At 70.0% G+C, this 10,855-nt stretch carries 12 protein-coding genes; 9 read left to right on the plus strand and 3 right to left on the minus strand.

The genetic code is table 11. The annotated features are described in order from the left end of the window. The first annotated feature begins 201 nt into the window (after positions 1–201). From Q0379_RS18180 to Q0379_RS18195, 4 genes are all read left to right on the plus strand, one after another. Complete coding sequence (locus tag Q0379_RS18180; protein WP_299014833.1) at positions 202–411, plus strand: hypothetical protein; 210 nt, start codon at positions 202–204, stop codon at positions 409–411. Between the two features lie 62 nt (positions 412–473). Continuing rightward, positions 474–710, plus strand: a complete 237-nt coding sequence (locus Q0379_RS18185; RefSeq protein ID WP_299014836.1) for a hypothetical protein — start codon at positions 474–476, stop codon at positions 708–710. A 77-nt stretch (positions 711–787) separates the two neighbouring features. Then, the gene (gene pseI, locus Q0379_RS18190) at positions 788–1,840 is read left to right on the plus strand and encodes a pseudaminic acid synthase (protein WP_299014839.1); all 1,053 of its coding nucleotides are present in this window, start codon (positions 788–790) and stop codon (positions 1,838–1,840) included. Between the two features lie 2 nt (positions 1,841–1,842). Then, positions 1,843–2,271, plus strand: a complete 429-nt coding sequence (locus tag Q0379_RS18195; RefSeq protein ID WP_299014841.1) for an NUDIX domain-containing protein — start codon at positions 1,843–1,845, stop codon at positions 2,269–2,271. Here the strand turns inward: Q0379_RS18195 and pseG are convergent. The 3 genes from pseG to Q0379_RS18210 form a co-directional block, all read right to left on the minus strand. Then, positions 2,268–3,257, minus strand: coding sequence for a UDP-2,4-diacetamido-2,4,6-trideoxy-beta-L-altropyranose hydrolase (gene pseG / locus Q0379_RS18200; protein ID WP_299014844.1), 990 nt, complete (start codon positions 3,255–3,257; stop codon positions 2,268–2,270). The genes Q0379_RS18195 and pseG overlap by 4 nt on opposite strands. Next, positions 3,254–3,967 carry an NTP transferase domain-containing protein gene (locus tag Q0379_RS18205; RefSeq protein ID WP_299014847.1) on the minus strand — a complete coding sequence of 238 codons (714 nt, stop codon included), beginning with the start codon at positions 3,965–3,967 and terminating at the stop codon, positions 3,254–3,256. Before Q0379_RS18205 ends, pseG begins: the two co-directional genes overlap by 4 nt. A gap of 236 nt (positions 3,968–4,203) precedes the next feature. Further along, positions 4,204–6,411 carry a methyl-accepting chemotaxis protein gene (locus Q0379_RS18210; protein ID WP_299014850.1) on the minus strand — a complete coding sequence of 736 codons (2,208 nt, stop codon included), beginning with the start codon at positions 6,409–6,411 and terminating at the stop codon, positions 4,204–4,206. A gap of 103 nt (positions 6,412–6,514) precedes the next feature. Here Q0379_RS18210 and Q0379_RS18215 point away from each other — a divergent pair, with 103 nt between their 5' ends. From Q0379_RS18215 to Q0379_RS18235, 5 genes are all read left to right on the plus strand, one after another. Then, positions 6,515–7,177 carry a glutathione S-transferase gene (locus Q0379_RS18215; RefSeq protein WP_299014853.1) on the plus strand — a complete coding sequence of 221 codons (663 nt, stop codon included), beginning with the start codon at positions 6,515–6,517 and terminating at the stop codon, positions 7,175–7,177. A 119-nt stretch (positions 7,178–7,296) separates the two neighbouring features. Beyond that, positions 7,297–7,674 (plus strand): hypothetical protein, encoded by a 378-nt coding sequence (locus tag Q0379_RS18220; RefSeq protein WP_299014858.1) that lies wholly within the window; start codon positions 7,297–7,299, stop codon positions 7,672–7,674. Continuing rightward, positions 7,671–9,281: a methyl-accepting chemotaxis protein gene (locus Q0379_RS18225; protein WP_299014861.1), complete on the plus strand. Its 1,611-nt coding sequence runs from the start codon at positions 7,671–7,673 to the stop codon at positions 9,279–9,281. Before Q0379_RS18220 ends, Q0379_RS18225 begins: the two co-directional genes overlap by 4 nt. 304 nt (positions 9,282–9,585) lie before the next feature. Next, positions 9,586–10,059, plus strand: a complete 474-nt coding sequence (greA, locus tag Q0379_RS18230; RefSeq protein ID WP_066680888.1) for a transcription elongation factor GreA — start codon at positions 9,586–9,588, stop codon at positions 10,057–10,059. A 107-nt stretch (positions 10,060–10,166) separates the two neighbouring features. Beyond that, positions 10,167–10,855 (plus strand): ELM1/GtrOC1 family putative glycosyltransferase (locus tag Q0379_RS18235; protein WP_299014864.1); only part of this gene is annotated, 689 nt, incomplete at its 3' end.

Below are 10,855 nucleotides of genomic sequence, written 5' to 3' on the forward strand. Positions count from 1 at the left end.
GCGGGACCCGATCCGATGATCAGGCAGCGGGTTTGGCGAGGAGCGGTCGTGGACATGGCGGATATCTAGGCGCGATTCCGCCCGGGCGCCAGATTTCCGCGGGCTCGCGGTGTCATGTCACGGTCAAGGTGCGTAGACATAACCCTGTTTTTGGTGTGGACTTCCCCTTTAGTGGCGACAAAAGCCACCGGAGGAAAACTCATGAAGCTCGGAGTCATGCTGGGCGTGGGTCTGGTCATCCTGTTCGTGGGGGTGGCCAATTTCTGGATCGGCGACGTCAAGCTGGGCTTGGCGCTGATCGCCATCTTCGCCGCCCTGGCCGGGGTTTCGGCTCTCGTCGGCAAGCGCGAATACGAGGAACGGCGCAGCCGTCGGCCGCCTCTACGCGACTACGAACCGCATCCCGAATAGCCCGCTGGACCTATCGCCGCCGAAGACTTCTAATCCGCGCTTCAACTGTTCGGAGCGAGTCCATGAAGGCGGTGCTTGGCTTGGGTTTGGGCGCGGGCGTTGCGATCGGCGCCGGACTTGGACTGGCGTTGAACAATCTGGCCCTGGGCATCGGTCTCGGCGTCGCCATTGGCGGTGGGCTAGGCGTCAGTCTGGGCGCGGCGACGCAGGCGAAGGCGGACCAGGCGAAGGCGGCCCAGGAAAAGGCGACCAAGTCGGGCGAAGGCGGGGCTGGCGCATCGTCGAGCGACCAACGGTAGAGCCGCGGCGTCGGTTGACGCCTCGTCCACCTTTGTCGAGTTAAGCTGGCGGCAACCACGTTTCCGGGTGATCCGTCATGTCCGCCCCCTTCATCGAAATAGATGGTCGCCGCATCGGCGCCGACTATTCGCCCTATGTGATCTGCGAGCTGTCGGGCAATCACAACGGCAGCCTGGACCGGTGCCTGGAGATGGTCGACGCGGCGGCCGACACCGGCTGCGACGCGATCAAGATCCAGACCTATACCGCCGACACCATCACCCTCGACGTCGACCGCCCCGAGTTCAAGATCCACGGCGGCCTGTGGGACGGCCGCACCCTCTATGAGCTCTACCAGGAAGCCCAGACGCCGTTCGAGTGGCACGCGGCCATCTTCGAGCGCGCCAAGAAGCGCGGCGTGACGATCTTCTCCAGCCCGTTCGACGAGACCGCCGTCGACCTCTTGGACGACCTGGGCGCGCCGGCCTTCAAGATCGCCTCGTTCGAGGCCGTCGACCTGCCGCTGATCAAATATGCCGCCTCCAAGGGCAAGCCGCTGATTATCTCGACCGGCATGGCCAACCTGGAAGAGATGAAGACCGCGCGCGACACGGCCCTGGCCGCCGGGGCGGCGGGGGTGCTGCTGCTGCACTGCGTGTCCAGCTATCCGGCCACGTTCGCTGACGCGAACGTTCGTACTGTCCCAGATATGGCCGCCCGCTTCGGCTGCCCGATCGGCCTGTCGGACCACACGCCGGGCACGGCCGCCTCGGTGGCGGCGGTGACCCTGGGCGCCTGCTGCGTCGAGAAGCATTTCACCCTGGCCCGCGCCGACGGCGGACCGGACGCGGCCTTCAGCCTGGAGCCGGCCGAGTTCAAGGCCCTGGTCGACGACACCAAGAACGCCTGGGCCGCCCTGGGCGTCGCCCACTACGACGTGCTGGGCGCCGAGCGCGCCAACCTGCAGTTCCGCCGCTCGCTCTATGTCACCGCTGACGTCAAGGCGGGCGAGGTCTTGAGCCGCGCCAACATCCGCTCGGTGCGTCCGGGCTCCGGCCTGCCGCCCGGCGAGATGGACAGGGTGCTGGGCCGCCCGGCGACCCGCGATATCGCCCGCGGCGAGCCGCTGGACTGGTCGATGGTCGGCTGACCATGGCCTACACCGTCGGGGTCTTCGCCACGGTGTTCGACGACGCCGGCCGCGTGCTGCTGGTGCGGCAAGCCTATGGCGAGCAGGCCTGGACCCAGCCCGGCGGCGGCCTGGAGGTCGGCGAGACTCCGATTGAAGGCGTGCTGCGCGAGATCCTGGAGGAAACAGGATGCGTGGCCGAGGTGACCGCCTTCATCGGAACCTATGTCTCGGTGTTCCGATCCGATGTCGTGCTGCATTTCGAGGCGCGCGTCGTCGAACATGGCCAGCGGGAGCCGGACGACGAGATCGCCGACCTGGGGTTCTTCATCGCCGACGATCTTCCGGGCCACATGCGCGTCCATACCCGCGCGCGCGTCGGCGACGGCCTGGCCCGCCGCCGCAACATCTTGCGCACCCTGACCTCTGTCGATGTCTGGAGCGACTTTTAGGCCGCCCGGACGATCTCCAGGAACGCGACCGCGACGCGCTGGGCCCCCAAGCCGTCGCAGACCTTGGCGCTGGCGGCCGACAGCGCCGCGCGGCGATCGGCGTTGTCCAGCAGGTCGGAGATCTCCCGCGCGAAGGCGGTCTCGAAATCCGGCGCGGCGACGTCCAGGCAGGGCGCGACGCCGGCCGTCTCAAGGGCGCGAGCGGCAGGGGCCTGGTTGTCGGCCAGGATCAGCGCCAGGGTCGGCAGGGCCAGCACGCAGCGCTCCCAGGTGGTCGAGCCGCCGGCCCCGACCGCCAGGTCCGCCTCCGCCGTCAGGCGCGGCATGTCCTGGGCGTCGACGTGGAGCATAAGGCGCGGATCCTCTTCGGCCAGGACGCGCAGCGCGGGCAGGCTGGGCGCGCCGCGGCCGACCACGACGTCCAGCGTCACCTCTCCGATCAGAGGCCCCAGCAGCCCGACCACGCGCTTGGTGATCCCACCAACGTCCGTCAGGCCCAGCGAGACCAGGATGCGTCGAACGGGCGGCCGTTCGGCGCGTCGCGCCAGGGCCTTCTCGCGGAGGGCCGCGAAGGCCGGGCGCACCGGCGCGTAGGCCGGGCCCAGCAGCAGGCGGGCGGCTGACGGGACAAGTCCGGCATAGTCCTCCGCCTTCCGCGCGGGGCCGGAGTCCAGCACCAGATCGACGGCCAGCGGGCGGTCGGCCAGATCGTCAATCGCCAGCGCCGGGCGGCCCTTGGCGAGGGCGCGATGGTCGTCGGCGCGGAGGCCGTAGTGGTCGAAGACGACCGCGTCGAAGCCTTGGTCGCTCTGCGCCCGCGTCATGTCCGGCGCGAAGGCGTCGAGCACCGCGCCGACCTCGGGGCTCGCAAGGAACGCGCAGGTCGCGCCGGCCTGCTCCAGCGCCCGGGCCAGGGTCAGGGACCGCATCACATGGCCGCCGCCAATGCTCGGGCCCGCCGCGCAGACGAACAGGATCCGGCTCATACCCGCCGGTCGCCCCCGTACTCTTGCAGGTCCGGCCGGTCGCGGACGAAGGCCCGCACGTCGTCCGAAGTGAAGGCGCGGTTCTTCGGATAGAGGGCGTCATAGACCGTGGCGACGAAGGCGTAGTCGTCGGGACGGTCGACGGTCCAGCGCACCGCGCCCTGGTCGGGATGGCAGGCCAGGAACACCTGTCGCCAGCGCTCGGGCTGGGTGCGCAGGTCCCAGGTGACATGTTCGCGCGCCTCGGGGCTGGCGACCTTGGCTGCCTCGCGCAAGGCCGAGGCCCGCATCACCTCGACGTCGGTCCCCTTGGGCCAGGCCCGGCCCTCGGCGACATTGTTGGCGTAGTCGGCGCCGCTGGACAGGCACAGCTCGATCGTGGCGTCGATCAGGTCCGGATCGGCCAGGGGGCAGTCGGCGGTCAGGCGCACCAGGTGCTCGGCCGGATGGGCGTCCAGCGCGCCCAGGAACCGCTCCTGCACGTCGTACAGCGAGCCGCGGAACACCGGGATCCCCTCGCGCAGCACGGCCTTCTCGATGGCGTCGTCCTCGCGGTTCTCGGAGGTGGCGACGACCAGCTTGTCGATCTTGCGCGACCGGGCCACGCGCTCGATCTGCCGCACGATCATCGGCTGGCGCACGAGCGGCATCAGCACCTTGCCCGGCAGCCGGGTGGAGCTCATGCGGGCCTGAAGGATGGCGACGATCATGGGCGGATGATGGCCGGTTGGAGGAAGAAACGCCACCGGGTTTGCCCTACTAAATCCGACTTCCCCGGCGAATGCCGGGGCCCAGATTCATCCGGGGCGTTTGGGGTTGACGCGCCTTGGCTTCGCACTATCCAGAAAGCCTCACGTGGGTTCGATCTGGGCCCCGGCAGGAGTTTACGCTCGGGCGCGCAAAGCGCGACCCGTGGCGCCGGGGAGATCGGAGGAAGAGGGAGGCCCTAGGCGGCCCGCCGCAAGCTCGAGCGACCCAGGCGGAACCGTCCCACAAGATCCATCAGGCGCGCGCCCTGACTGGCCAGGGCCTGGTCGGCGGCGCGGGCGCTGTCGACCATGGCTAGGTTCTGCTGGGTGAAGCGCTCGATCTCGGCGACCTCGGCGTTGACGGTCGACAGGTCCTGGGCCTGCTCGCGAACGGAGGCGGCGATGCGGGTGGCGGCCGCGTCGATGCCGGCCATCTGGCCCGCCACGCCGTGCAGGGCCGCGCCGGTCTTCTCGACCAGGGCCACGCCCGCCTCGACGCTGGCGCCCGACTGGGTGATCAGGCTCTTGATCTGCCTGGCCGAGTCCGCCGAGCGCTGGGCCAGGGCCCGCACCTCTTGCGCCACGACCGCGAAGCCGCGGCCGGCCTCGCCCGCGCGGGCCGCTTCGACCCCGGCGTTCAGGGCCAGGAGATTGGTTTGGAAGGCGATCTCGTCGATCAGGCCGACGATGTCGCCGATGCGGCGCGAGGAGGCGTCGATCTCGCCCATGGTCTGGGCGGCCTCGGTGACCACGGCGCCGCCATCGTCGGCCTCGGCGCGGGCCGAGGCGACCAGGCGGCGGGTCTCGTCGGCGCCGCCGGCGACCTCGCCCATGGCGCCGGTCACCGCGTTCAGCGAGCCAGCCGCGCGCTCAAGGCCCTGCGCCTGGCGTTCGGTCCGCCGGGCCAGTTCCCCCGAGGCGTTGGAGAGGGTGTCGCTGGCCGCGCCGATCGCGTCGGCGGCCTCGGCGATTTCGCCGATCGCCAGCTCCAGGCTGGCGACGGCCTTGTTGAAGTCCTGGCGCAGCGGCTCGTAGACCTCGGCGAACGGGCCGGCGATGCGGCGCGACAGGTCGCCCTCGGCCACGGCGGCCAGGGCTTCGCCGACCTCGCGGACCACGCCGGTCTGCTCGTCGATCGAGAGGGAGAGGGCGGCGGCGCGGTCGCGGTCGGCGTCGGCGGCGCGACGCAGGGCGTCCTGCTCGTCGCGCAGCGCCTGGGCGCGGGCCAGCTCGCTGCGCAGGGTCTCCAGCGCCCGGGCGATGGCGCCGATCTCGTCGGCGCGGGCGGTCTCGGCCACCGGCAGGTCGTAGCGGTGCTCGGCCAGGCCCTTGACCGTCTCGCGCAGGGTCAGCAGCGGGCGGGCGATCAGGCGGCGCGAGGCCACGGCCAGCACGGCCAGCGAAGCCAGCAGCAGGACGAGGCCCCCGATGGCGAGGCCGAAAGACAGGCGGCGGGCGGGGGCGAGCAGGGCGGCCTCGCTGACGTCGGCGACCACGGCCCAGGTCTGGCCCGAGGCCAGGCGCACCGGCGCGACCAGGCGCTGGGCCTTGCGGCCGTTCAGCTTGACGCCGTCGATCAGGGCCGGCTTGCCGTCGGCCATGGCCTGCTTGACCACGTCGAGGCCGGGGTCGGCGTAGGCCTTCATGCGCAGGGCCGCGTCGGGGTGCGAGACCCACAGGCCGCCGGGCGAGACCAGCATGGCGCGGCCGTCGTCGAACGGCTTCATGGCGTTGAGGCGCGCGGCGATGTCGTCCAGCGCCAGGTCGGCGCCCATCACGCCCACCGTCTTGCCATTGGCGATCACCGGATAGGTGATCGAGGTCATCAGCACCATCTTCTGCTGGCCGCCGTCGGCCACGTTGTCGGAATAGGGCTCCAGGATCGCCGGGCGACCGCTCTGGAAGCTGCGGGTGAAGAACTCTTGGGTGAACTCCTCGTCCTCGCCCTGTTCGGCGGTCAGGGTCTGGCCGTCGCGGACCCAGTAGCCGATGAAGCGGCCGGACGGGGTCGAGCCCAGCTCGGTGCGCCCCGCGAAGGCGGCGTCGTCGCCCAGGGCGCCCGGCTCGAACATCAACCACCCGCCCAGCATCGCCTTGGACGCCGCCGAGATCGGTTTCAGCTGGGCCATGTAGGCGGCGCGGTCGCGCTGGCCCGAGGCGTAGGAGGCCGAGAACATGCCGGCGGCGGCGCGCACCACGGCGTCGGCGTCGTCCAGGTCGTTCTTGACGCCCATGGCCGTCTCGGCCGTCATGCTGGCGGCGTAGCGTTCGGCGAGGCCGCGAACGGCCTGACCGCTGCTGACGCTGATCAGGAGCGAGGCTGCGATCAGCAAGGCGCCCAAGGCCGCCCCGCCCGCCGCCATAAGCTTCCCGGCAAGCGAAAGCCGCTTGAACGCTCCGGTCATCCCAGTTCCCCCAACTCTACTGGGGCGACACAAGACTTGGTAAACCTTGCCGAACGTTGAACGGCTGGTCATTTCTTAGGCATAGATAGGGGAGAAGCGCTGCATGATCGTCGTCCATCACCTGAACAATTCTCGTAGCCAGCGGGTGCTGTGGCTGCTCGAGGAGCTGGGCGTTCCCTACGAGGTCAAGCGCTACGAGCGCGACGCGAAGACCATGCTGGCCCCGCCGGAATTGAAGGCGGTCCACCCGTTGGGCAAGTCGCCGGTGATCACCGATGGCGACACGGTCATCGCCGAGACGGGCGCGATCATCGAGTATCTCGTCGGGGTCTATGGAGGCGGAAAGCTCATTCCCGCGCCGGGAACGCCCGAGCGCCTGCGCTATACCTACTGGCTGCATTACGCCGAGGGCTCGGCCATGACGCCGCTGCTGCTGAAGCTGGTGTTCTCGGCCCTGCCCAACCGCGCGCCGGGGCTGATGAAGCCCATCGTCCGCGCGATCGCCGCCAAGGCCCAGGCCGGCTTCGTCGATCCGCAGCTGAAGACCCATATCGACTACTGGGAGGCGGAGCTTTCGAGGTCGCCCTGGTTCGCCGGTCCCGCCTTCACCGCCGCCGACATCGCCATGAGCTTTCCGCTGGAGGCGGGGGCCGAGCGGGCCGGCGCGGCCAGCCGTCCGCACGTGAAGGCGTTCCTCGAAAAGATCCACGCGCGCCCCGCCTATCAGCGGGCCCTAGAGCGCGGCGGGCCCTACGCCTACGCATAATGAGGCGGGGCGCCTGCGACCAAGCGTCGCCATGGCGTTAAAGTTAAGGCTTGGCGAACCAACGCCCTGGCAATCGTGACCTGCGTGTCCGGACCTATCCGTCCGCAGCGCTAAGGAGCGTGTCCGCCTTGATTTCGGTCCCGACGACAGAGCCCGTTGAGCAGAGGCGCCGGTTCTCGGCCGCCGGCTCGATCGCCCTGGGCGTCGCCGGGGTGCTGCTGAGCCTTTTCGCGGCCGTGGCGGTGGAGGCTCAGCCCCGCACGCCGGGTCGTCTAGCGGCGGTGTTCCCGCCCTGGTGGTCGACGGCGCGGGTCTTCGGCGCGGCGGGCGAGGCCGGCGACATCGCCGGCGCCGGCGGCGCGCCGTTCATCGTCATCCTGCGCGGCGATCCCGCCCGGCTCGCCGCGCGAGCCCGCGAGGCCGGCGCCCTTCTCCTGCTCGATCCGGCCCTGGCCGGGGTGTGCGCTCGCCCGATCTCTTCGGAAGCTAATCCATGAAAGCTCCCTTCAAGCTGGTCTTCTCCAATCTGGAGGCGCAACGCGAGGTCGGCGGCAAGCTGATCGCGGTGTTGGCCTGGGCGATGGTTCCGGTGGTGCTGGGCGCGCGCCTGTTGGTGCATGGGCCCGTGGCGGCGGTGGCCGTGGCGGCGATCGTGACCGCCGGCGGCGCGACCCTGGCCTGGCGCAAGGGCAAGGGCTCGGCCGGTCGCGCGCTGGTGGGCGTGGCCCTGATGGCGCAGGTCTCGCTGCTGGTCGCGGCCCTGAGCGGTCACGCCTGGCAGACCGACATGCACATGGCCTATTTCGCCGCCCTGGCCCTGCTGGTCGTCTATTGCGACTGGGTGGTGATCGCCGCCGCCGCCGCGACCGTCGCCGTGCACCACCTGGGCCTCACCTATCTCTTGCCGCAGGCGGTGTTCCCTGGCTCGGCCAGTCTGGGCCGGGTGATCGTCCACGCGGTGATCCTGATCGTCGAAGCCAGCGCCCTGATCGCCGTCAGCGCCAGCGTGAACCACATGTTCGCCGTGGCCGGCGGCGAGCGGGCCAAGGCCAAGGAGGCCCTCGACGAGGCGCGCGCCGCCCAGGACGCCGCCGAGGGCGCCCGCCGCTCCGAAGAGGAGAGCCGCCTTAGCCACGCCGAGGCGCACAAGCAGGCCGAAGCGCAACGCGACGCGGCCATCGCCGCCCTGGGTCAAGCCCTGTCGCACCTGGCGCGGGGCGACCTGACCGCGCGGCTGCATACGAAATTCGCCGAGGCCTACGAGGCCCTGCGCTCGGACTACAACACCGCCGCCGACCGGCTGGCCGACACCCTGACGGTGATCGAAGGTCGGGTCGACGGGGTTCGCGCGGGCTCCGACCAGATCGCCGACGCCGTCCAGTCCCTGGCGCGCCGCACCGAACGTCAGGCCGCCAGCCTGCAGGAAACCGCCTCGACCATGGACGATATCACCGCCACGGTCGGCCAGACGGCCTCGGGCGCCAAGCGCGCCGCGGACGTGGTGGCCCGCACGCGCAACGACGCCGAGCGCTCAAGCGAGGTGGTCGAGCAGACGGTCGCGGCCATGACCGCCATCGAGCGCTCGTCGCAGGAAATCACCAACATCATCGGCGTGATCGACGAGATCGCCTTCCAGACCAACCTGCTGGCCCTGAACGCCGGGGTCGAGGCCGCTCGCGCCGGCGAGAGCGGCAAGGGCTTCGCGGTCGTGGCTCAGGAAGTGCGGGCGCTGGCCCAGCGCTCGGCCGAGGCGGCGCGGGAGATCAAGCAGCTGATCTCGACCTCGACCGGTCAGGTCGAAACCGGCGTGGGCCTGGTGGCCCGCACGGGCGAGGCGCTGCAGCGCATGGTGTCCCAGATTTCGGAGATCGACGCCCTGGTCTCGGAAATCGCCGGTTCCGCCCAAGCCCAGGCGCAGGGGCTGGCCCAGGTCAACAGCGCCGTCGCCCAGATGGACCAGGTGCTGCAGGAGAACGCGGGCATGGTCGAGGAAACCTCGGAGGCGACCCAGACCCTGAACGCCGACGCGGCCCTGCTGGCGGACCTCATCGACCAGTTCGACCTGCCTCACGGCCCGCCGACCATCGAGCGGCTGCGGGCCTAGGCGCTTTGCAGCTAACGGGCTCTATCGTCTCCGACCTCCCCGGCGAATGCCGGGGCCCAGATCGAACTCAGTGGAACTAACGCCTATGCGCCGCGTTAGGGCGCATCAACCTCAGGCTCCTTGGATGAAGCTGGGCCCCGGCATTCGCCGGGGGAGGTCGGGTTTTTAGGTAAGAGCGAAGCTTTGCCTTGGTCTCCGGCCCCTCTTGCTTATCCAGAACCGGGCGCCTATCCTCCCAGCCCCCGGTCACGAGCGCCCGTGACCGGAAGTCTTTCCTCCCAAGGCGTCCGAGCTAAAATCCGCAATGGAAAAAGTGCCGATGACCGTCGGGGGTTATCAGACCCTCGACGAAGAACTGAAGCGTTTGAAGACCATCGAACGACCGGCGGTGATCGCCGCGATCGCCGAGGCGCGCTCGCACGGCGATCTGTCGGAAAACGCCGAGTACCATGCCGCCAAGGAGCGGCAGGGCTGGATCGAAGGCCAGATCGCCGAGATCGAGGACAAGATCGCGCGCGCCCAGGTCATCGACGTGTCGAAGCTTTCGGGCAAGCAGGTCAAGTTCGGCGCCACCGTCTCGGTGATCGACGAGGACACCGAGGAAGAGGCTCGCTACCAGATCGTCGGCGACCACGAGGCCGACGTGAAGTCGGGCCGCATCTCGCTGTCCTCGCCGCTGTCGCGCGCGATGATCGGCAAGGAAGTCGGCGAGGTGGTCGAGGTCAACACGCCCGGCGGCGTGAAGGCCTACGAGATCACCAAGGTCGAGTGGCTGTAAGGCGTCCCGCCTTAGCTAAGCCACAAGTCTGATCGAACTAGACAAGGTCGTTCTCGGCGAGCTCGCCAGGGCGGCCTTGTTTCGTTTTCGCTGACCGGGGTGACGACTTGGCCGAAACGCCGAAATCTCCGCCCAACCTGCCGCTGAAGGTCTGGGCCGTGTCCGACGGCCGCGCCGGCATCGAGGCCCAGGTCGTGGGCCTGGCCGACGCCCTGTCGCGCTTGGTTCCCTGCGAGGTCACGGTCAAGCGTGTGGGCTGGAAGGGTCGCACCGGCCGGCTGCCCTGGTGGCTGAACCTGTTCCCGCGCCGTTGGCTGACCCCCGAAAGCGACATCCCCGGACCGAAGGACGCCGAGGCCTGGCCCGACGTCTGGCTGGCCGCCGGCCGCGCCACCTTGCCCCTGTCGATCCGCGCCAAGCGCTGGTCGGGCGGCAAGACCTATGTCGTGCAGGTGCAGGATCCGCGCGTTCCGGCCAGCATGTTCGACCTGGTGATCCCGCCCAAGCACGACCGCCTGACCGGCGACAACGTCCTGCCGATCACCGGCTCGCCGCACCGGGTGACGCCCGAGCGCCTGGCCGCCGAGGCCAAGGCCTTCAAGCGCCTGATCGACAAGCTGCCGCATCCGCGCGTGGCGGTGCTGGTCGGCGGCAAGTCCAAGGCCTTCGACCTTTCCAGCCAGCGCGCGGCCCAGATCGCCCACTCCATCCAGATCCCGCTGGAGCAGGAGGGCGGTTCGCTGATGATGACCTTCTCGCGACGCACGCCCGAGCCGGCCCGCGCCCTGATGACCGC

The organism is uncultured Caulobacter sp. (assembly GCF_937900395.1).
Classification (GTDB): Bacteria; Pseudomonadota; Alphaproteobacteria; order Caulobacterales; family Caulobacteraceae; genus Caulobacter.